Source organism: Lelliottia sp. (assembly GCF_045627565.1).
GTDB lineage: Bacteria > Pseudomonadota > Gammaproteobacteria > Enterobacterales > Enterobacteriaceae > Enterobacter.
The window spans coordinates 19,905-41,948 of sequence record NZ_JAZQNX010000020.1; the positions used below are offsets into that span (position 1 = coordinate 19,905).

The window sequence follows — 22,044 nt, forward strand, 5'->3', positions numbered from 1 at the left end:
GTACCGTTTCAGGAATTTATATGCGTATTAAATATACTGGCCTGCAAATTGGCATTCACTGGCTGGTGTTTCTTTTGGTTGTCGTGGCGTACTGCGCCATGGAATTTCGCGGCTTTTTCCCGCGCAGCGCGCGCCCGCTGATTAACATGATTCACGTCTCTTGCGGGATCTCTATTCTGGTGCTGATGGTCGCTCGCCTGCTGGTGCGCCTGAAGTTCCCTGCGCCGCCGATTCAACCAAAACCTAAAGCCATGATCACCGGCATGTCGCATCTGGGGCATTTGATTGTTTACCTGCTGTTTATTGCGCTACCGATTATCGGCCTGGTGATGATGTACAACCGAGGCAACGACTGGTTTGCTTTCGGAATGGTGATGCCTCACGCGGCGGAAGCCAATTTCGATCTGGTGGATACGATGAAATCCTGGCACGAGACGCTGGCAAATCTGGGCTATTTCGTGATTGGTTTGCATGCTTTTGCGGCCCTGCTGCACCACTATTACTGGAAAGACAACACGCTGCTGCGCATGATGCCGAAAAAACGATCCTGATCGCTTCTTCCTCTCCTCGAACCCGCTGCCTGTCAGCGGGTTTTTTTGTGATCGTCGATACCTTTTGGCAGCGTAAAACCGCGCAGTATCACATTTTTCTATCGTTTCCTGTGTGTTATTCACTCAATGGATATAAAGAGTATATCTATAATAGAAACACTAAAGGGGTGGCGATGAAAATTGTACTCACAGGTTCCGCCGGGCGAATTGGTCACACGATTGCGGTCCAGTTGCTGGTAGAGGGACATCTGGTAACCGGAATTGACCTTGCGCCCGCAAGAATAGAGCATGCGCATTATCACCATGTGCAATGCCCGTTTGAGCAAGCAGAGATGATGAACGATGCGGTGAAGGGCGCAGATGTTCTGCTGCACATTGGCGCGATGATGTCGTGGCATCCAAAGGACAATGCTGCGATGTTCCACGCCAATGTTACCGCTACCCAATGGCTGTTGGATGCCGCCCGGGGGGCAGGCGTAAAGCGCTTTGTTTTCGCCAGCAGTGGCGAAGTGTATCCAGAAGTGCGCGCGCAATTTCAGCCCGTGACGGAAGACCATCCGCGCAACCCGGTTTCGTTCTATGGCCTCACCAAAAAGCTGGCGGAAGATCTCGTACTGTTTTATCAGCAGCAGGGGCTGGAAACGGTGATTTTGCGTTTTCCACACACGCAATCCATTGATGAACTGCTTGATCCTGACAGCTTCTTTTCGGGACCGCGCTTTTTCCTGGACGGTAAAATTCGCCAGATGCGTTCGTTTGGCAATGATGTCGTGGCCGACAAACTGCAAACAGTGCGCGATCGGCAGAGGGGCCCGGCCATGATTGTCCAGTACGGCGAAGACGATAATCTGCCATACCAGATGCATATTGCTGATGTGCGCGATACGGCGGAAGGTGTCATTCTGGCGATGTCGCATCCGCGTGCGGCGAACGGTATTTATAATCTTGGCACTGATGAGCCAGTCGCATTTGAAGATATGCTGCCGGTGATGGCGCAGGCAATCGGATTGCCGCTGATTGATGTCACGATGCCAGGCAAAGCCGTGCGATTCAAAACCAGTAACCAAAAAATTAAGCGCGAACTGGGCTACCAGCCTCGTTTCACCTTTCCCGACATGATCGCGCAAGCCGCACGACTCACGGTTAACAGACATAATACAAAGGGGAGTGTATGAACAATTCAGCGCAGCAATCACTCGATAATGTGACTTCTGACCGCGAGATCCCAGTCGTGCGAAAATTACGTAAAGTTTTGCTGGCGACCGGAATCGGCCACTTTGTCGAGTGGTTTGATTTTGGTCTCTACGGAACGCTGGCGGCGATTATCGGTGTACAGTTCTTCCAGGCCGAAAGCCCGGCGGTTGCGTTACTGTCTTCCTTTGCCGTCTTTGGTGCCGGTTTCATTATGCGTCCGCTCGGCGGGTTGTATTTCGGATCGCTGGGTGACCGAATCGGTCGTCAGAAGGTGCTGGCGACGGTGATCCTGCTGACCTCAGGCGCGACGTTCGTCATGGGGCTGCTGCCGACGTTTTCACAAATTGGCATCGCCGCTACGGTCCTGCTGGTGATCACCCGTCTGATTCAGGGTTTTGCGGCGGGTGGTGAAAGCTCTGGTGCGACGACGTTCCTGGCTGAATATGCGCCAACTGCTCGACGCGGGTATTTCACCTGCTGGATCGATAACTTCGGATTTATGGCTTTTGTCGCGGGTTCCGGCCTGGTGTTTCTGCTGACCGCTACGCTGGGTGAAGCGACGATGAGCGACTGGGGCTGGCGCATTCCGTTCCTGATTGCCGGACCGCTGGGGCTGGTCGGGCTGTATCTGCGAAAACACCTCGAAGACACGCCTGAATTTCTTGAGATGGTGAAAAGTGGCAAAACCGAAGCCTCACCACTCCGAACCGCCGTTACGACCGCCTGGGGCGCGCTGCTATTTTGCGTCGGTTTTGTGGTGATCAAGGCCGTCGGGCACTGGACGTTGCAGACTTTTATGCCGAGCTATTTATCCACCGAACTGCATTATTCAAAACTCGACTCGTACGCTATCACCACCGTTGGGCTGTTCTCGATTGCGGTGATGGTGCCGTTTATGGGGTATCTGTCGGATAAATTTGGGCGTAAACCGTTGATGCTGGCGGGCTGCGCGGGTTTTATCTTGTTCACTTATCCCGCCATGATGGTGATGGCGCGCGGCGATATGCTGTCTGCGATACTGGCGATGTTGCTTCTGGGAGCGTTTATTGCCGCCTTTGATGGCGCATGCAGCGCGGCGATGGCAGAGCTGTTCCCGACCAGCATTCGCTATGGCGGAATGGCGATTGCGTACAATGTCGCTGTGGCATTCTTTGGCGGCATCACGCCATGGTTCTCGGCGTATCTCATCACGTCGACGGGTAATCCGTTCTCTCCGGCATACTACGTGATGGGTGCGGCGCTGATTACATTCCTGACGGTACTACGTGCGAAAGAAACGGCAGGGCAGCCGCTTCGTCGTTAAGTAGATAATCAGTCGGGATTGAACAGCATGATGTTGATGAGTCTGTACTATCTCAAAGATGGATATCGCCATGACCAACGCGAAGTAAACGCATTTAAAGGCGCGGTCTGCCAGGGAAATGGCGAATATAAGTGATTTTGCGGTGTGTTTACGGGGTCTGACCGATGTCGGCAGACTCCGGATTTTAGTCAACAGTGTCCCCATTCATCCATATTCAAACCCTCATCAAAACAGCATGAAAATTCATTAGCATCGGGCGTTTTTCTGGTCGTTCGTGGTTTCAGTATTAATGATTTCAATCAGAGCTGATTTGTTTTACTATACCCCCCTACAGTATCTGGAGGGCGTATGCCGCATTCACCCGAAGACAAAAAACGTGTTCTGACTCGCGTGCGTCGCATCCGGGGGCAGGTTGATGCCCTGGAACGTGCGCTGGAGTCTGGCGAACCTTGCCTTGCTATCCTGCAACAAATTGCGGCCGTACGCGGTGCAGCGAACGGTTTGATGGGCGAGATGGTCGAAATTCACCTCAAAGATGAGCTGGTCACCGGTGAGACAACGGTCGATCAGCGTGCGGTTCGCATGGCAGAAGTCGGCCATTTGCTACGCTCTTATCTAAAATAAAACTCTGACATCCCAGAAAGGAAGACACTATGAAATCACGTGCAGCCGTCGCATTTGGCCCAGGCCAGCCGCTCAAGATCGTCGAAATAGACGTCGCTCCGCCAAAAAAAGGCGAAGTGCTGGTTAAAATCACCCACACCGGCGTGTGCCATACCGATGCATTCACGCTGTCTGGCGACGATCCAGAAGGTGTTTTCCCGGCCGTCTTAGGCCATGAAGGCGGCGGTGTGGTTGTCGAAGTGGGCGAGGGCGTCACCAGCCTGCAGCCTGGCGATCACGTGATTCCGCTGTACACCGCGGAGTGTGGCGAGTGTAAGTTCTGTAAATCCGGCAAAACTAACCTGTGCCAGGCCGTTCGCGCCACCCAGGGTAAAGGTTTGATGCCAGATGGCACCACGCGTTTCTCTTACAACGGCGAGCCGATTTATCACTACATGGGTACCAGCACCTTCAGCGAATACACCGTGTGCGCAGAAATCTCGCTGGCAAAAGTTAACCCACAAGCACCACTGGACAAAGTCTGCCTGCTGGGCTGCGGCGTCACCACCGGTATTGGCGCGGTTCACAACACCGCGAAAGTTAAAGAAGGCGATACCGTGGCCGTGTTTGGTCTCGGGGGAATTGGTCTGGCGGTGATCCAGGGCGCGGTACAGGCGAAAGCCGGACGCATTCTGGCGGTGGATACTAATCCGGAGAAATTCAAATTAGCCGGTGAAATGGGCGCGACTGATTTCATCAACCCGAAAGACTACGACAAGCCGGTTCAGGATGTGATTGTTGAACTGACCGATGGGGGTGTCGATTTCAGCTTCGAATGTATTGGTAACGTGAATGTCATGCGATCAGCACTCGAGTGCTGCCACAAGGGATGGGGCGAAAGCATCATCATTGGCGTGGCCGGTGCAGGCCAGGAAATCAAAACCCGTCCATTCCAGCTGGTAACGGGTCGCGTATGGCGTGGCTCCGCATTTGGCGGCGTAAAAGGGCGTACTCAGTTGCCGGGTATGGTTGAAGATGCCATGGTCGGAAAAATTGATCTCGACCCGTTTATCACGCACCGTTTACCACTTGATCAAATCAACGAAGCCTTCGATCTGATGCATGAAGGGAAATCCATTCGCACCGTCATCCATTTCGGCAGCAACTAATTATTTTGCCAGCGGTTTCCGCCGCTGGCATTTCTTTAATAATCTTCTCTAAAGTGTGACCCACCTGGCGCTTTTAACCATAATCAAATTCTCTGATTTGCCGATGATTTATTCACAGGCGTAATTATACGCACTTCATCCATATAAGAGAGTCGACGGTCATGGACAACACAAAAAAGATGCGAAGCCCGCAAACGCTGAGCTTCCTGCATCACATCCGGCTGGTTCCGCTGTTTTCCTCAATTCTCGGTGGCATCATTTTATTGTTTGCGTTGAGTTCGGTATTGGCGGGGTATTTCCTGCTGCAAGCCGATAACGATCAGCAAGATGTCACGCAAGAGATTCAGGTCCGCACGGGTTTATCTAACAGCTCAAACCATTTACGCACTGCCCGAATCAACATGATTCATGCGGGCGCGGCAAGCCGTATTGCTGAAATGGATGCAATGAAACAAAACATCGCCGAAGCTGAGACGCGTATCAAGCAGTCGCAGACGAGCTTCGCCATGTACATGAATCGTTCGGTTCGTACTCCCGCAGACGAAGCACTGGATAACGATCTGAAAACGCGCTTTGACGCCTACATCGCCGGGCTTCAGCCGATGCTGAAATATGCCAAAAACGGTATGTTCGAAGCCATTATTAATCACGAAAATGAGTCCGCTCGTCCACTGGACGACGCGTATAACGAAGTGTTGCTGAAAGCGATTAAGATCCGTACCGATCGCGCGAACTTGCTCACCTCTGAAGCGCACAAGCGCACGCAGTTGGGTCTGATGTTTATGGTTGGCGCGTTTGCGTTTGCCTTGCTCCTGACGGCGATGACGTTTGTGGTGCTCCGCCGTACCGTGATTAATCCGCTGCAACGTGCTGCCCGCCGCATCGAACTGATTGCGAAAGGGGATTTGACCATGGCGGATGATCTGACCGGGCGCAGTGAAATTGGGCGTTTGACCCACGATCTGCAAACCATGCAGCACTCGCTCGTCAATACCGTCGGCACCGTGCGTCAAGGTGCAGAAGAGATTTATCGCGGGACCAGCGAGATCTCGGCCGGTAACACCGATCTCTCGTCCCGTACCGAACAGCAGGCGGCCGCGATTGAACAAACCGCCGCCAGCATGGAAGAGCTGACGGCGACGGTAAAACAGAACGCCGATAACGCCCATCACGCGAGCAAACTGGCAGAAGACGCCTCCGGTAAAGCCAGCCGTGGCGGCCAGATGGTGTCCGGCGTGGTGAAAACCATGAGCAATATCTCTACCAGCTCGAAGAAAATTTCGGAAATCACTGCGGTCATTAACAGCATCGCTTTCCAGACCAATATTCTGGCGCTAAACGCTGCCGTTGAGGCCGCGCGTGCTGGCGAGCAGGGGCGTGGATTTGCGGTTGTGGCGAGTGAAGTGCGTACGCTGGCGAGCCGCAGTGCGAACGCCGCGAAAGAAATTGAAGGGCTGATTAATGAGTCGGTGACTCTTATCGATCAGGGTTCTGGCGAAGTGGTCGCTGCGGGTAACACCATGAATGATATCGTCGAAGCCGTTAAGCGCGTCACCGATATTATGCTCGAAATCGCGGCAGCGTCCGACGAACAGAGTCGTGGCATTGTGCAGGTCAGTCAGGCGATTTCTGAAATGGACAAAGTGACGCAACAGAACGCCTCGCTGGTGGAAGAAGCGTCAGCAGCGGCGGCATCGCTGGAAGAACAGGGAGCGCGTCTGACCGAAGCAGTCGGAGCATTCCGTCTGAACGGCGTCGCGCCATCTCGCAGCGCAAAACCGTCGGCTCTCGCGCAGTCCACTCCGTTACGTCCGGCCGTGGCTGACGGTGGCGATAACTGGGAAACCTTCTAATCTCCCTGGATTGACTGTCTCACCAACCTGTGTAAAAAGGGTTCATGTTCTGGCATGAACCCTTTTTTATGGTGGTACCGAAATGACTCCAGCAAAACGTATGGCCCTCCTGATCGCGCTTTCCAGCCTGATGACCGGTTGCTCAGTGGGCGTGGGCGGTTTCGGCATCGGCGGAGGAAGCAACGGCGTAGGTGTGGGCGCGGGTTTATCCTTTCCGATAGGCGGCTCCGCCTCGACCAAAGACAACGCCACGGATTCCCAACAGCCTGACTGCGATGGCGAGGTATATCAGGTGCAGCCGATCTATCCCGCGCAGGCGGCGGCGCAGGAATTTGAAGGGAAAGTCGCGGTGAAATTTGATGTGAAGCCGAACGGACGGGCAACGGGTTACAGTGCCAAAGGGGACAAAGCATTCTTTGCCGAAACGTGGAAGGCCGTCTCCCGCAGCTGCTGGTCGCCGGGCGTGAGTCAGGATTTTGTGGTGTCATTTACCATGAATAAACCCGTGACGTTAGCGACTGTCGCACCTTAAAAAAACGGCCAGTCACTTTTGCGACTGGCCGTTACGTGCTACCCGATTACGGTTTATCAGGTAACGCGTAGGCAATGATGTAATCACCCCTGTCCGGCGACTGGCGTGCGCCGCCCGCGTTAATGATGATGTACTGTTTGCCTGTTTTCGGCGAGACGTAGGTCATCGGCCCTGACTGGCTGCCCACAGGCAGACGGTCTTTCCAGATCTCTTTCCCGGTCGCCGTATCAAACGCACGCAGGTAGAAATCCTGGGTGCCCGCAAAGAACAGCAGACCCGACTGCGTGGACAGCGATGCGCCCAGCGTTGGCATCCCGATTGGGATAGGCATGTGCATACGAATGCCCAGCGGGCCGGTATCTTCCACGGTCCCAACCGGAACCTGCCATACCAATTTGCCGCTTTTCAGATCCACGGCGGACATGGTGCCGAACGGCGGCTTCTGGCAGGGAATACCCAGTGGTGAGAGGAAACGCTCGCGCATGGCACCAAACGGCGTGCCGTCCATCGGCACAATTCCCATCTCAATGCCGCTGGCGTTTTTGGCGACGTTTGCACGCGGCACCATATAGTTTGCCAGTCCCAGACGCATATCGTTGACGAACACCAGGCCGTTATTCGGATCCACCGACACGCTGCCCCAGTTCATGCCGCCGAGCGAGCCCGGGAACTGCAGAGAACGGTCAAGGCCTGGCGGGGTAAAGACGCCCTGATGACGCATCTCTTTAAACTGAATACGGCACAGTAGCAAATCGACAGGCGTCGCGCCCCACATGTCGGATTCGGTCAGCGTCTGGTTGCCAATCATCGGCATACCGACGGAATACGGCTGAGTCGGAGAATAGCGTTCGCCCTGAATATTGCCCGCAGGAACAGGACGTTCTTCGACTTTCGCTACCGGCTCGCCGGTTTCGCGATTGAGCATAAAAATCATGCCCTGTTTGCTGGTTTGCACCAGAACGGGCGTCGTGCCGCCTTTACCATCCGGTAAATCGTACAGCAGCGGCTGCGACGGCAGGTCAAAGTCCCACAGGTCGTGGTGAGTGGTTTGATAATGCCAGCGCACCTGACCGGTCGTCGCATCAACGGCCACCACGGATGAGCTGTATTTATCGTCCAGGTCGGTACGTTCACCCGCGTAGAAATCAGGCGTCGCGTTGCCGGTCGGGAGATAAATCAGGTTCAGCTTCGCGTCGTAAGACATCGCCGACCAGACGTTTGGCGTGCCGCGCGTATAGGTCTGACCTTCCGGCGGCAGGCCGGTGATAGCCGGATTGCCCGGATCCCAGGCCCACGCCAGTTTGCCGGTGCGAACGTCATAGGCACGCACCACGCCCGGCGGTTCGCCGGTTGAAAAGTTATCGGCGACGCGGCCCCCGACGACGACGACATTTCCGGCCACCAGCGGAGTTGACGTCTGCTGGTAATAGCCTGGTTTGATTTCGCCCATACCGACGCTGAGATCGACGATGCCGTGATCGCCAAAGTCTTCGCAGACTTTGCCGTTATCGGCGTTGATCGCAATCAGGCGTGCATCGGTTGTCGGCAGGAACAGGCGACGCGGGCAGGCCGCTGAATGAGTCTCGTTAAGTGACGTTGTCACGGATTGGGTGTCTTCAAAATAACCCAGACCGCGACAGCGCTGCCAGTTTGGCGCAGTGGCTTTGGAATCGTAACGCCATTTTTCTTTGCCGGAATCAACATCCAGCGCCAGCACTTTGCTGTACGGCGTGCAGACAAACAGCGTGTCGCCTATCTGCAAAGGCGTGTTTTGATCTTCAGCACCGGACCCGTTGCTCTGCGGAATGTCACCCGTATGCGCGGTCCAGGCCACTTTCAACGTATTGATGTTTTGCTTGTTGATCTGATCCAGCGCGGCAAAGCGGTCGCCGTGGGTGGTGTTGCCCCAATGCGCCCAGTCTTTTTGCTGCTCGCCAGGCGCAACCGGTTTAACCGGAACAGGCTCATTAGCGGCTACGAGCGTTTGCGGTTTAAACATCCAGCCAACGCTCACCAGCATCGCCAGCGCGAGAATGGCCGCCACCGTGAATGCCGGTTTTTTATTCACCGCTACGTTACGGTTCGCCGCCCGCAAGAATGGCCAGACAAGGGCAGACAGAAAGGCGAGGACGGCGAGGGTGAACAGGCGCGAGAACAGCGGCCAGAAATCCCAGCCAGCGTCATTCACCGCCCAAAAAATCGACGCGATAAAGGCGACAGCGTAAAGAATAATCCCGCTGATGCGACGGGTGAAAATCAAGAAGGCGGAGATCAACATCACTACGCCAACGATGAGGAAGTACCAGGTTCCCCCTACGGTAGCGAGCTTAAAGCCCAAGCCGCCAACCGCCAGACCGATGATTGTCATCAGCCCCACCAGGAGCCACTGCAGGAATTTTGCTATCCCGCGCGGCGCGCTGCCAAATGCCATTTCTGTCTCCTTAAAGACCTCATAATTTCCCAGGTAACGCCACTCTGTGCATGTACCATATGGATAATCAAGTTCGGATTTAATAATGATTTACTGAAAATATACCGCTTGTACGGCTTTCGAACGCACGTAGATTGAGTTCGAATGAACCATTTGGTGAATTCGCGGCTATGATAAAACTGTTAAATTGTTTTGCGCAATTGTTAATGAATGATTTCGCATTATTTGAATAACAGACACAAAAAGCCCGTCAGAGCGACGGGCCGGACAGGCATGAGGGAGTGAATCAGATAGGCATGGATTTGCGGATGGCGCTGAGAAGCGACTGCGCGCCCGAAGAAAGCGGGATATCGACGCGCGTGAGGATGCCGATAGGCTCACCCGTACCTGGCGATGCCACCGGGAGCGCGGTCAAACAGCCCTGACGTAAATCCTCTTTCACCGCGCCTGAAGGGACAAACCAGACGTAGTCATAGTCCACCGTTAACTGGCGAGAAAGCGACGCCGAAAGCGTTTCGATACAGCCCGACGGTAATGTGCAGCCCTGCATCTGGAGCATGACTTCCGCGTTGTGGCGCGGAGCGGTGCCTTTCGGGGAGACCACAACCGGCCATTCCATGACGCGGCTTAACGTGACGGTGTCACGCAGCAAAGGGTGTCCTGGGCGCACCACCAGCTTCAGTGATTCCAGGAACAAAAGTTCATAATTAAGACCAACCATCAATTCCGGGTCAGACATGCGGCCAATCCCTAGATCCAGTTCGCCGGATTTAAGCCCCGACAGCAGCATGGTGTTGTTCATGGTGGCTACTTGCAGCGTGGTGTTTTTTTGCTGCTTATGAAACTGACCGATGGCGGCAGGCAAAATGCCGAGCGCCGCCGTGGGCAACGCCCCCACGCGGACCACGTCGGTATCCTGACTGTCTTTGCGATTCAGTGCCTGACCCGCAGTGTTCAAGGCGTCGAGTACTTTGACGGCATGCGTTAAAAACTGCTCACCTACCAGTGTCAGCTGTGCGCCAAGACGGCCGCGATTGAATAAACGTGTTCCGGTGAGTTGTTCCAGTTCATTCAGTGTTTTTGAGAGCGCTGGCTGGCTAAGATTAAGAGTTTCAGCCGCACGCCCCAGCGTTCCCTGTTGAGCGACGGCCACAAAAGTGTGCAAATGGCGCAAACGTATGCGCTGACTAAACAAACCATTTTTTTCCATAGGCGATGTTATGAATAGAGCGAGGCAAGAGACAAGGGAAGAAGTTTAATTTTGATAACCTGATAGCAAAATATTATTAACATTTGATGTAATTGAGTTACAACAAGATTTTCTTACTGAGGGTAATAAGGAGTAGGGTTAGACGCAAAGGTGGAGGAAAGCCGTCTACGCGCAGGGAATGACCAGCGGGCCATCAGGATCACAGATTGGAAATTCTTCCCCCCGAAGGCGGACGGCCTTCTCTACACTCCAGGTATTATTCACTGGGAGCATGACATCATGGCGAACACCATCACGGCTGATGATATTCGGGAACACTTTTCGCAGGCTATGTCAGCGATGTACCAGCAGGAAGTTCCACAGTACGGCACATTGCTGGAACTGGTTGCAGATGTGAATCTGGCGGTACTTGAAAATAATCCGCACTTACATGAACAACTCGCGAATGCTGATGAACTGGCGCGTCTGAATGTCGAGCGTCACGGCGCGATCCGCGTTGGCAGCGCAAAGGAACTCTCCACGTTACGCCGGATGTTTGCCATTATGGGGATGCATCCCGTCAGCTATTACGATCTCTCACAGGCAGGTGTGCCGGTGCATTCAACGGCGTTTCGTCCCATTGATGACGACGCGCTGTCGCGAAATCCCTTCCGGGTATTCACCTCATTGCTCCGGCTGGAGCTTATAGAAAACGTGGCGCTGCGTGAACGTGCTGCGGATATTCTGGCCCGGCGAACCATCTTTACCCCGCGCTGTCTGGAACTGATTGATCTGCATGAGTCAGAAGGCCGTTTTACGGAAGCTCAGGCGCGGGAGTTTGTTCAGGAAGCACTGGAAACGTTCCGCTGGCACAGCCATGCGCTTGTCGACCAGGAAACGTATCTGGCGCTGCACAATGAGCATCGGCTTATCGCCGATGTGGTGTGTTTCCCCGGATGCCATATTAACCATCTGACGCCGCGCACTTTAGATATTGATCGGGTGCAGGAGTTGATGCCGAAATACGGTATTGAGCCGAAAATCGTGATTGAAGGCCCGCCGCGTCGCGACGTTCCAGTCTTATTGCGGCAGACCAGTTTCAAAGCGCTGGAAGAGCCGGTGCTCTTTGCCGGAGAACATCGCGGAACGCATACCGCCCGTTTTGGCGAGATCGAACAGCGTGGCGTGGCGTTAACGCCAAAAGGCCGCGCGCTTTACGATCGTTTACTGGGCGAAGCGGGAACGGGCAGGGACAATCTGACGCATCAGCTCCATTTGCGCGAAGTGTTCCAGGCATTCCCGGACAGCGAAATGTTCCTGCGCCGCCAGGAATTAGCCTATTTCCGCTACCGTCTCACGCCTGCGGGTGAATCGCACCGCCAGGCATTCCGCCCCGGTGATGACCCGCAACCACTGATTGAGCGCGGGTGGGTCGTGGCGCAGCCGATTGTTTATGAAGATTTCCTCCCGGTCAGCGCGGCAGGGATTTTCCAGTCGAATCTTGGCAATGAAACCCAGGCGCGGAGTCATGGGAATTCCAGCCAGGCGGCATTCGAAATCGCCCTGGGTTGCGCAGTCAACGATGAGTTTACGCTGTATCAGCAGGCGGAAGAGCGCAGTAAACGCCGTTGTGGTTTGCTCTGAAAACGTTACTCTGCTGGGCTGTGATGGAAAATAAAGGTTGGTATGGAACATTCATCTTTCCCGGTGGTTGATACGTGTCAGGGCCGTTTAGTCGGTTTTACCGATGAAGATGTTCATGTCTGGTGCGGTATTCCCTATGCTGCTCCGCCTGTCGGTGAGTTACGCTGGCGCTCACCGCAGCCTCCTGTGGCCTGGCAGGGCGTTCGTCAGGCCAGCACATTTTCTGCGTCAAGCTGGCAAAGCAGCGAGTACTGCCGGGAGCTAGGCGGCGGGGACCCCGGTCAATTCTCAGAAGATTGCCTGTACCTGAACGTCTGGTCTCCGGGCAAACGCGAAGCGCCACTGCCGGTGATGGTCTGGCTGCACGGCGGTGGTTTTACGATTGGCGCAGGCGGATTGCCACCTTATAACGGCAAGGCACTGGCGCGTCGGGGTGTGGTGGTTGTGACGCTGAACTATCGGCTGGGGCATCTGGGTTTCTTTGCCCATCGCGCGCTTTGCGACGACGAAGATCGCATTGTGCATAACTTTGCGCTGCTCGATCACATCGCCGCCCTTCAATGGGTGCGCGACAATATTGCTGCGTTTGGTGGCGATCCGAGCAATATTACGCTTTTTGGCGAATCCGCCGGGGCCCGCAGCGTGCTGTCCTTGCTCACTTCGCCGCTGGCAAAAGGGCTGTTTCACAAAGCGATCGTGCAGAGCGGTTATACCTTGCCGGATACCCCGCGCGAGGATGCGCTGCGAAAAGGTGAAGCGGTGGCAGCGCATTTTGGCCTGCAGAACGCGACGGCGGCACAGCTGCGCGCTATACCTGCGCACGCGTTCTGGTCGCTTGAGGCCCCGCTGAATGTGGCACCAACACCGATTGTGGGCGACTGCGTGTTGCCTGAACCAATGCTGGACCTCTTTTTTGCTGCGCGCCAGCATCCCGTTCCGGTGATGATTGGCTCAAACAGTGATGAAGCGAGCGTGATGGCTGTGTTCGGAATCGACCTTGCCGGACAAATCCAAAAGTTACGACGTGAGCGCCGGTTTGGCCTGGGGGTGATCAAATTGCTTTACCCCGGCGTAAAAGGGGATGAAGAGTTGGGCCGACAGGTGTGTCGCGATATGGCGTTTACCACGATGGGTTTTGTCGTGATGCAGGCGCAACAACGCGTGGGCGAGCCGTGCTGGCGCTACTGGTTTGATTATGTCGCCGAGGCGGAACACACAACCTACTCAAACGGTGCATGGCACGGCAATGAAATTCCGTATGTGTTTGACACGTTACATCAGATTGAGCCGTCGCGGCAGTATGTGAATGAGCGCGATCGTGCCTTTGCTGCGCAGGTGGCCGATTACTGGGTCAGCTTCGCGCGTCACGCAAGCCGCACCTGTGATGCGCTTCGTGGCCCGGTCCGCTGGCCCGCTTCCCGAAAAGGACGCGATGTGCTTTTGCGCCTCGGTGTGAATAAACATGCAGGTTTTAAGCTGGAATACCGCTTCATGCGCGCCCGGATGAGCCTGTTTAAACGCGTTATGAAGCACCATGTCAGTCTGGATTGAGTAAGCAGTCGCGAAAGGCTTCCAGCCCGGCGGTCTTGCCATGAGAATCGCGTAACAATAGTCGATAGCTTGCGCCGGTTTTGACGCTGGTGTTAAACGGGCGCGCCAGCCGTCCGGCGCGAATATCTTCTTGTACCAGCGTTTCATCAGCAATGGCCATGCCAAGGCCTTGCATCGCGGCGGTGATCGCCAAATCCATTGTGTCGAAGTGTTGGTTTTTGTGCATCACCAGCGCGACGTTTTCTTGTCTGGAGAGCCACAGTGACCAGTCTGTTTTGTCACGGGTCGGATGGAGGAACGTCAGCGTATCCAAAGCCGAACCCATTCGCTGCGGACTCATCACCGGCGTCAGAGCCTCCTCAAAAAGCAGATCGCCAGCGCTTAAATGCGTACCAAACACGATCGCGGCATCATAGGATTCCGTTTTAAAATTCACCGTATGGTCGGTCGTGGTGGTGAGGGCGATTTGCAGTTCAGGCTGCTCACGTTCGACCTGAATCAGTCGGGGGATCAGCCAGCGCATGGCACATGTCGGCACTTTCAAGCGCACGACGGTTTGTTGCGCGCGCGCTTGTTCCGCCACGGTGAGTAAGTGTTCAAAGGCCGACTGTAAGTCAGGAAGCAGGGCGCTGCCCTGGGGGGAAAGTCGCAGCCCGCGGGCATGCCGCTCAAACAGCGCAAAGCCAAACCAGGATTCCAGCGTCGCGATTTTACGGCTGACGGCGCCCTGGGTCAGACACAGCTCTTTTGCGGCGTGAGTGAGATTCAGGTGACGCGCGGTGATCAGAAATGCGTCTACAGCATTGTGCGGAAAGGTACGGCGCGACATCGACATAAACACTCCAGGTATGCGTTTTTATCATGTCGTCCATCACACAATAGCTTGCTGGGTGTGTCAATCAATGAAAAAGCCCGCCGGGAGGCAGGCTTTTATCGTGAGCTATTTAGAACTGATAAACCAGACCTAACGCCACAATGTCATCCGTTGCAATACCGGCGTCTTTATAGAATTGGTCGTCGCTATCCAGCAGGTTGATTTTATAATCAACATAAGTGGACATGTTTTTGTTGAAATAATAGGTTGCACCTACATCAACATATTTAACCAGATCCTGATCGGTATTTGCGCCGTTGTACGTCAAATCCTTGCCTTTGGATTGCAGGTAGGAAATCGCCGGACGAAGACCGAAATCGAATTGATATTGCGCGGTGACTTCGACGTTCTGCGTTTTATTTGCAACGCCGCCAGTGTGGTCTTTGTCAAAAGTACCGTAAGAAGTCATGTTACGGGTTTCGGAATACATTGTAGCCAAATAGATATTATTGGCGTCGTATTTCAGACCCGCAGTCCAGGCATCGGCTTTTTCGCCATCCGCCATATAGGCGCTGCTGTCATTTTGTTGCGCGTTGGTACGATCGGAGGACGCATAGGCTGCGCCAGCGCTGATCCCCATCCCGAAATCATAGGTGGTGGAAATACCAAAACCGTCGCCATTCTCATGACGGACATCGCGGCCATTATTGGTGCCTTCGTTACCGTTGCCTGAGTCTTCGTTATTACCCTGATATTGCAGGGCAAAGCTCAGACCATCCACCAGACCGTAGAAGTTGGTATTGCGATAGGTGGCAACGCCGTTTGCGCGGCTGGTCATGTAGATGTCGGACTGGGAATACGTATCGCCGCCGAACTCAGGCAGCATATCGGTCCAGCCTTCCACGTCATACAGCACGCCATAGTTACGGCCATAATCAAATGAGCCGTAGTCGCCAAACTTCAGACCGGCGAAGCCAAGACGAGTCCATGACTGGTTTTCAGAACCCTCGGTATTGTTGGCCTGAACGTTGTACTCCCACTGGCCGAAGCCCGTCAGCTGGTCGCTGATCTGCGTTTCACCTTTGAAACCCAGACGGACATAGGACTGGTCGCCATCTGCCGACGTGTTGTCAGAGAAATAGTGCAGCCCGTCGACTTTACCGTACAGATCGAGTTTGTTGCCGTCTTTATTATAAATCTCCGCGGCGTGAGCGGCGCCTGCAGCCATGAGAGCGGGGATGACAATTGCCAGAACTTTTCTTTTCATTTTTTCGATCCTTAAAAAGGTTTTTATTATGACGTGAAGTGAACTTTCGCCAAAATTATGAATCGAATGAATCCTAATATTCTTTTAATTACTTCAGCAAATACTATGATTTACAAAAGTGTTAATATTTGCTGCGCGATTTACCGAATGAAATCTAAATTAGTTTAATGAATTGTTTACGTAATAAACATTCATGATAAATATTAATTTATGGGTAATTGTTTGGCGAGGGCAATTAAATAGTACAAGTTATGGTGGGCAATTTTTCATTTTGTGACGGAACATCGGGTTTGTAAGAAGATTATGTGATCCCATTTTTATGATCCCGCTTGTCCGCCATAAACTCCTTCATCCTGTCTAAATCCTCTTGACGAGCCTCCCGGTAGACGCGCGAGACGCGAGCTATGCGTTTTGATCATGGCAACTATGACAACAATTCGGTTGTCGTCTTCATTACCTTCTTGTTGAATAGTTATGCAATATCCACGAGAAAGGATTGATGATGACGTTACGTACCCCTGTGCATACCCGTTCTAAACTGCCTGATGTGGGCACGACGATTTTTACTGTGATTGGCCAGCTATCAGCCCAACACAATGCCATCAATCTTTCTCAAGGCGCGCCCAACTTTTCCTGTGACCCTAACCTGATCGCTGGCGTAACGCGTGCGATGGAAGCAGGTCATAACCAATATGCGGCGATGACCGGTTTGCCTCCTCTTAAAGAACGTATCGTGGACAAGATCGTGACGCTTTACGGCACGCGCTATGACGCAAGCACTGAAGTGTTGATCACCGCCAGCGCCAGCGAAGGGCTTTACTCCGCGATCAGTGGACTGGTACATCCGGGTGATGAAGTTATCTATTTTGAACCGTCTTTTGACAGCTACGCGCCTATCGTGCGGTTACAGGGCGCTACACCGGTCGCTATCAAGCTGACGGTCCCGGAGTTTGCCGTAGACTGGGACGAAGTTCGTGCGGCAGTCACCAGCCGCACCCGAATGATCATTATTAATACGCCGCACAACCCCAGCGGACAGGTCTTCTCTGCTGAGGATCTACATCAGCTGGCGGCGATCACCCAAAACACCGAAATTATTATTTTGTCTGACGAAGTGTACGAACACGTCGTGTTTGACGAAAAGCCGCATCATGGAATGGCAACGCACCCGCAGCTGGCGGAACGAAGCGTGATCATTTCATCATTCGGAAAAACCTATCATGTCACCGGCTGGCGCGTGGGGTATTGTGTTGCACCGGCGGAATTGATGGATGAGATTTGCAAAGTGCATCAATTTTTGATGTTTTCTGCCGATACTCCTATGCAATACGCCTTTGCTGAACACATGACCGATCCGCAAACCTGGCTTTCGCTCTCCGCGTTTTATCAGCGCAAGCGCGATCTGTTGCAAAATTTACTGGCCGACTCGCCGTTTAAATTGCTGCCAAGCGCAGGTTCGTTCTTCCTGCTGGCTGATTACAGCCATTTCAGCGATGAGAGCGACAGTGAGATGGTCAAACGTTTGATTACCGAATGTGGCGTGGCCACGATTCCACTGTCGGCGTTTTACGCTGATGGTACAGATAACAAATTGATACGCCTCTCTTTTGCGAAAGATGAGGCGACATTACGGGCAGGTGCGCAGGCCCTGTGTCGGGTTAAACCACGCTAAGGAGTTTTGAGATGAAATTTAACGCGTTAGTTGTCGGCATGGGATTGCTGTGTTCGTTTTCGACGCTGGCAGCAACTGAACTTCGCTACGGCCTCGAAGCAGAATATCCGCCGTTTGAAAGCCGCAATGCTTCTGGCGAACTGGAAGGGTTCGACATTGATCTCGGCAAGGCGATTTGCAAAGCCGCTGAACTGAAATGCAGCTGGGTCGAAACCTCTTTTGATGCATTGATTCCAGGATTAATGGCTAAAAAATTCGACGCCATTAACTCCGCGATGAACATCACCGATCAGCGTCGGCAGAGCATCGACTTCACCCAGCCGATTTACCGCATCCCGTCTCAGCTGGTAGGCAAATCGGGTACCGGTGTAGAAGCCACGCCTGAAGGCTTGAAAGGCAAAAGCATCGGCGTATTGCAGGGTTCTATTCAGGAAACCTATGCAAAAGAGCATTGGGAAAAGCACGGTGTCACCGTGGTGTCTTATAAAGATCAGAATATGGCCTGGGGCGATCTGCTGAATGGCCGTATTGATGCTTCGCTTGTGATGTCAGCGGCCGGGCAGGCAGGTTTCCTGAGCAAACCGCAGGGTAAAGGGTTTGGATTTATCGGCAAACCGGTGTCTGACGACACGATCCTCGGCAGCGGGATCGGCTTTGGGCTGCGCAAAGGTGATGAGGCCACCAAGAAACAGCTCGATGCGGCCATTGAAAAAGTCCGCGCTGACGGAACGATCGATAAACTGGCGCAGAAATATTTCCCAGGTATCGATGTCAGCGTAAAATAATATGATTGCGCCTGATTAGCCCCTGATGACGATGTCCATCAGGGGCTTTTTTATTTCGCCCACGCCCAAATTTATACTTAACTTTACGCTGATTTCGGTTCATTCCCCTCGACAGAATATATTTCTCGCTTTGTTCAGATAATCACCGCTCAACAATTGGATTTTTAACCGTTTTTGTTTAGGCTGTGCGTTCTTTCTTGCCGTCGTTTCGCCACGCGCGAAACTCATTCTCACGACCATAAGGACGTTTTCTCAGGCATGAATCGCAGACGTTTTTTACAGGGCTCGCTGGCAATGGCCGCACTGAGCGGTACAACCGGACTCTCAACGCTCTTTTCCCGCGCGGCCTTTGCCGCAGATTCCGATATTGCCGACGGTCAGAGTCGTCGCTTTGATTTCTCCGTTCTGCAATCCATGGCGCACGATCTGGCGCAAACTCCGTGGGGTGGTGCGCCGCGTCCACTGCCAAATACGCTGGCGACCATGACGCCGCAGGCATATAACGCCATTCAATACGATGCGAAACAGTCGCTGTGGAACAATATTGAAGACCGCCAGTTGGACGTACAATTCTTCCATATGGGAATGGGTTTCCGCCGCCGGGTAAGAATGTTCTCGCTGGATTCCGCCTCGTCCCTGGCGCGTGAAATTCATTTCCGTCCTGAATTGTTTAACTACAACGATGCGGGTGTGGATACGAAACAACTCGAAGGGCAAAGCGACTTAGGGTTTGCCGGGTTCCGCGCGTTCAAAGCGCCCGAACTGGCGCGTCGCGATATCGTCTCGTTCCTTGGCGCGAGCTATTTCCGCGCGGTAGATGACACGTATCAATACGGTCTTTCCGCGCGCGGCCTGGCGATTGATACCTTTACGGATACGCCGGAAGAGTTCCCTGATTTCACCTCGTTCTGGTTTGAAACCGTTAAGCCGGGCGATACCACTTTTACCGTCTACACGCTGCTCGACAGCCCAAGTATCACTGGCGCGTATAAATTCGTGATTCATTGCGAGAAGAGCCAGGTGATCATGGAGGTGGATAACCACCTTTATGCACGTAAAGATATCAAACAGCTCGGCATCTCTCCGATGACCAGTATGTTTGCCTGCGGCAATAACGAACGTCGCATGTGCGATACCATTCACCCGCAAATCCACGACTCCGATCGTCTGGCGATGTGGCGCGGGAATGGGGAATGGATTTGCCGTCCGCTGAATAATCCGCAGAAATTACAGTTCAACGCTTACCAGGACAAAAACCCGAAAGGCTTTGGTCTTCTCCAGCTCGACCGCGATTTCTCCCACTATCAGGACATCATGGGCTGGTACAACAAGCGCCCGAGTCTGTGGGTTGAACCGCGCAACCAGTGGGGCAAAGGCAGCGTAGGTCTGATGGAGATCCCGACCACGGGTGAAACTCTGGATAACGTTGTGTGCTTCTGGCAGCCAGAAAAACCAGTGAAAGCGGGCGATGAGCTGGACTTCAAATATCGCCTGTACTGGAGCGCGCAGCCGCCGGTTCGTTCTCCGCTGGCAAATGTGTTCGCCACGCGGACGGGGATGGGCGGCTTCCCGGAGGGGTGGGCGCCGGGCGAAAACTACCCGAAAACCTGGGCGCGTCGCTTCGCCATTGATTTCGTCGGCGGTGACTTGAAAGCCGCCGCGCCGAAAGGTATCGAACCGGTGATTACGCTCTCTAACGGTGAAGCGCGCCAGGTCGAAATCCTGTATGTTGAACCGTTCGACGGCTATCGCATTTTGTTCGACTGGTACCCAACAAACGATTCAACCGATCCGGTCGACATGCGTATGTTCCTGCGCTGTCAGGGCGATGCGATCAGTGAAACCTGGCTGTATCAGTATTTCCCGCCTGCGCCTGACAAACGTGTCTATGTTGATGACCGCGTAATGCGCTAACGTTTCTCTTTTCCTCTCCCTTTTGGGAGAGGAATGAGGTGAGGGCAATGACCGACATTCCATCTGAAATCATCACCGTGACAGACCGCATCGAACTGCGGGCGGTGGATGAGCGCTACACGACCGAACTGCATAATCTGGTTATCAAAAATAAAGCCTGGCTACAGACGGCATTTGATTGGGCGCAGCACGTCGGTAGCGAAGACGATACGCGCAGAAACGTGCAGAGTAATCAGATGCTGCACCAGCGCGGTTACGCGAAAATGTTCTTGATTATTCAGGATGAAGCGTTGAAAGGCGTGCTCTCGTTCAATGCTATCGAGCCGACCAACAAGACGGGCTACATCGGCTATTGGCTGGATAAAGCCAGTCAGGGCCAGGGCATTCTTTCGCAGTCTTTACAGGCGTTTATACGTTATTACGTAGAACGGGGCGAAATCCGGCGATTCGTCATTAAATGCCGTGTCGCGAACGCGCAGAGTAACAGCGTTGCAATACGCAACGGGTTTGCGCTGGAAGGGTGTCTGAAGGAAGCCGAGTATTTGAACGGTGAGTTCGATGATGTGAACACTTACGCGAAAATTATTCGCTCACAGAGCGCCTAATAGCGGTGTGCGGGTGATTCGCTGGTTTCCGTTAATCACTTTTTCGCCGCGCAGATGAATATTCTCCCCGCTTAACGCCTCAATCACGGCATCGCCGCTGATATTAATTCGATGCTCGATCAGCACATCGCCACTGATGCGCGCGCGTCCCTGAATCACGACGCGGTCATCGATCAGTATCGGGCCGCCGCGCAACCACGCATGACCGCCGATTAAGACGTGATGCTTTATTACGCAGTTACCTTCCACGACGGCGTTTTCAGCCACCTGCGAGCTGTATCGAAGGGTAGGAATGGCATCCTCTTCTGTGCCCGCAATCAGCTTCGCGTTGCCATAGACTTTGGCGCAATCACAGACCCACACATTATTGAGATCGTTGCCTTCAATCAGCGCGTTATCGAACACTTCAGCACGATGTTCAATAAAGGCAAAATTCACTATCGCATCCCCGTAAATCTGCGCCTGATGCACCACCCGCGACTGGCTGATGGTGGCGTTATCGAAGATCTTCAGGATCTGCTCTCGATCCGGCGTGAGGCCAATCGCAGCCACGATCGTGCTGTTATGAAGAACGCGGGCGTTACCGTACAAATGGCATTCGCCGCGCACCTCGGAACATTGCACTGTCACGCTATCGCTGAGCCGTGCGCCGTGGCTGATGTTTGCGGCGTCTATCCAGCAGTTATCGCCGATTCGTGCGGAATGGCTTATCACACAGGCCTGAGTGATTCTGGCGTTGCCCTCAATTTTTGCCCCCGCGTAGACGACGCTGTTTTGATCGTAGATCCAGCAGGTCCCGTCATGAGAAAGGGCACTTTCGTCATCCAGCCACCCGCCCTGGTCTCCGGCGGTCACATCGTGAAAATCGCGTGTGGCAATAATTTGCCGCAGCGTGACGGTCGATTTCGTTTCTCCGCCGTGCGAATGATAAAGTCGGGTTTCGTCGCTGAGTCGGTATTTTTTCATC

At 53.7% G+C, this 22,044-nt stretch carries 18 protein-coding genes; 13 read left to right on the forward strand and 5 right to left on the reverse strand.

Annotated elements, in window-relative coordinates; translation table 11 throughout:
• Positions 1 to 20: 20 nt before the first annotated feature.
• From cybB to ACKI5T_RS11540, 7 genes are all read left to right on the forward strand, one after another.
• A complete protein-coding gene (cybB, locus tag ACKI5T_RS11510) occupies positions 21 to 551 on the forward strand; it encodes a cytochrome b561 (RefSeq protein WP_407437509.1) in 531 nt (176 codons plus the stop codon).
• Positions 552 to 724: 173 nt separating this feature from the next.
• Positions 725 to 1,726: an NAD-dependent epimerase/dehydratase family protein gene (locus ACKI5T_RS11515; protein WP_407437511.1), complete on the forward strand. Its 1,002-nt coding sequence runs from the start codon at positions 725 to 727 to the stop codon at positions 1,724 to 1,726.
• The gene (locus ACKI5T_RS11520) at positions 1,723 to 3,048 is read left to right on the forward strand and encodes an MFS transporter (RefSeq protein ID WP_235135557.1); all 1,326 of its coding nucleotides are present in this window, start codon (positions 1,723 to 1,725) and stop codon (positions 3,046 to 3,048) included. Before ACKI5T_RS11515 ends, ACKI5T_RS11520 begins: the two co-directional genes overlap by 4 nt.
• 348 nt (positions 3,049 to 3,396) lie before the next feature.
• On the forward strand, positions 3,397 to 3,672 hold the full coding sequence (locus ACKI5T_RS11525; protein ID WP_012017350.1) for a metal/formaldehyde-sensitive transcriptional repressor: 276 nt from the start codon (positions 3,397 to 3,399) through the stop codon (positions 3,670 to 3,672).
• Positions 3,673 to 3,701: 29 nt separating this feature from the next.
• A complete protein-coding gene (locus tag ACKI5T_RS11530; RefSeq protein WP_012017351.1) occupies positions 3,702 to 4,820 on the forward strand; it encodes an S-(hydroxymethyl)glutathione dehydrogenase/class III alcohol dehydrogenase in 1,119 nt (372 codons plus the stop codon).
• 161 nt (positions 4,821 to 4,981) lie between these two features.
• Entirely contained in the window at positions 4,982 to 6,673 is a 1,692-nt protein-coding gene (locus ACKI5T_RS11535) for a methyl-accepting chemotaxis protein (RefSeq protein ID WP_407437514.1), read from the forward strand.
• A gap of 82 nt (positions 6,674 to 6,755) precedes the next feature.
• Positions 6,756 to 7,205 (forward strand): energy transducer TonB, encoded by a 450-nt coding sequence (locus ACKI5T_RS11540; RefSeq protein ID WP_407437515.1) that lies wholly within the window; start codon positions 6,756 to 6,758, stop codon positions 7,203 to 7,205.
• Between the two features lie 46 nt (positions 7,206 to 7,251).
• Here the strand turns inward: ACKI5T_RS11540 and ACKI5T_RS11545 are convergent, their stop codons facing one another.
• Together ACKI5T_RS11545 and ACKI5T_RS11550 are read right to left on the reverse strand one after the other, a co-directional pair.
• A complete protein-coding gene (locus ACKI5T_RS11545) occupies positions 7,252 to 9,636 on the reverse strand; it encodes a glucose/quinate/shikimate family membrane-bound PQQ-dependent dehydrogenase (protein WP_407437516.1) in 2,385 nt (794 codons plus the stop codon).
• Between the two features lie 286 nt (positions 9,637 to 9,922).
• A complete protein-coding gene (locus ACKI5T_RS11550) occupies positions 9,923 to 10,846 on the reverse strand; it encodes a LysR substrate-binding domain-containing protein (protein WP_407437518.1) in 924 nt (307 codons plus the stop codon).
• A gap of 279 nt (positions 10,847 to 11,125) precedes the next feature.
• Between ACKI5T_RS11550 and ACKI5T_RS11555 the strand changes: the two genes are divergently transcribed.
• Entirely contained in the window at positions 11,126 to 12,469 is a 1,344-nt protein-coding gene (locus tag ACKI5T_RS11555) for a VOC family protein (protein WP_407437519.1), read from the forward strand.
• Between the two features lie 42 nt (positions 12,470 to 12,511).
• Positions 12,512 to 14,020: a carboxylesterase/lipase family protein gene (locus tag ACKI5T_RS11560; RefSeq protein ID WP_407437521.1), complete on the forward strand. Its 1,509-nt coding sequence runs from the start codon at positions 12,512 to 12,514 to the stop codon at positions 14,018 to 14,020.
• On the opposite strand, the gene ACKI5T_RS11565 is transcribed toward ACKI5T_RS11560, so the two are convergent.
• The gene (locus ACKI5T_RS11565) at positions 14,007 to 14,849 is read right to left on the reverse strand and encodes a LysR substrate-binding domain-containing protein (protein ID WP_407437593.1); all 843 of its coding nucleotides are present in this window, start codon (positions 14,847 to 14,849) and stop codon (positions 14,007 to 14,009) included. The genes ACKI5T_RS11560 and ACKI5T_RS11565 overlap by 14 nt on opposite strands.
• Positions 14,850 to 14,964: 115 nt before the next feature.
• A complete protein-coding gene (gene ompC, locus ACKI5T_RS11570) occupies positions 14,965 to 16,101 on the reverse strand; it encodes a porin OmpC (RefSeq protein WP_407437523.1) in 1,137 nt (378 codons plus the stop codon).
• Positions 16,102 to 16,603: 502 nt separating this feature from the next.
• On the opposite strand from ompC, the gene ACKI5T_RS11575 reads away from it, so the two are divergent.
• The 4 genes from ACKI5T_RS11575 (at position 16,604) to rimL (ending at position 21,077) form a co-directional block, all read left to right on the forward strand.
• Entirely contained in the window at positions 16,604 to 17,773 is a 1,170-nt protein-coding gene (locus tag ACKI5T_RS11575; protein WP_407437595.1) for a pyridoxal phosphate-dependent aminotransferase, read from the forward strand.
• Between the two features lie 11 nt (positions 17,774 to 17,784).
• Positions 17,785 to 18,558, forward strand: a complete 774-nt coding sequence (locus tag ACKI5T_RS11580; protein WP_407437524.1) for an ABC transporter substrate-binding protein — start codon at positions 17,785 to 17,787, stop codon at positions 18,556 to 18,558.
• A gap of 258 nt (positions 18,559 to 18,816) precedes the next feature.
• The gene (locus ACKI5T_RS11585; protein ID WP_407437526.1) at positions 18,817 to 20,472 is read left to right on the forward strand and encodes a glucan biosynthesis protein; all 1,656 of its coding nucleotides are present in this window, start codon (positions 18,817 to 18,819) and stop codon (positions 20,470 to 20,472) included.
• Positions 20,473 to 20,519: 47 nt separating this feature from the next.
• Positions 20,520 to 21,077 (forward strand): 50S ribosomal protein L7/L12-serine acetyltransferase, encoded by a 558-nt coding sequence (gene rimL / locus ACKI5T_RS11590; RefSeq protein ID WP_407437527.1) that lies wholly within the window; start codon positions 20,520 to 20,522, stop codon positions 21,075 to 21,077.
• Here rimL and ydcK read toward each other — a convergent pair.
• Positions 21,063 to 22,043 (reverse strand): YdcK family protein, encoded by a 981-nt coding sequence (gene ydcK, locus ACKI5T_RS11595; protein ID WP_407437528.1) that lies wholly within the window; start codon positions 22,041 to 22,043, stop codon positions 21,063 to 21,065. The two genes, rimL and ydcK, sit on opposite strands and share 15 nt — an antisense overlap.
• Between the last annotated feature and the right edge of the window lies 1 nt (position 22,044).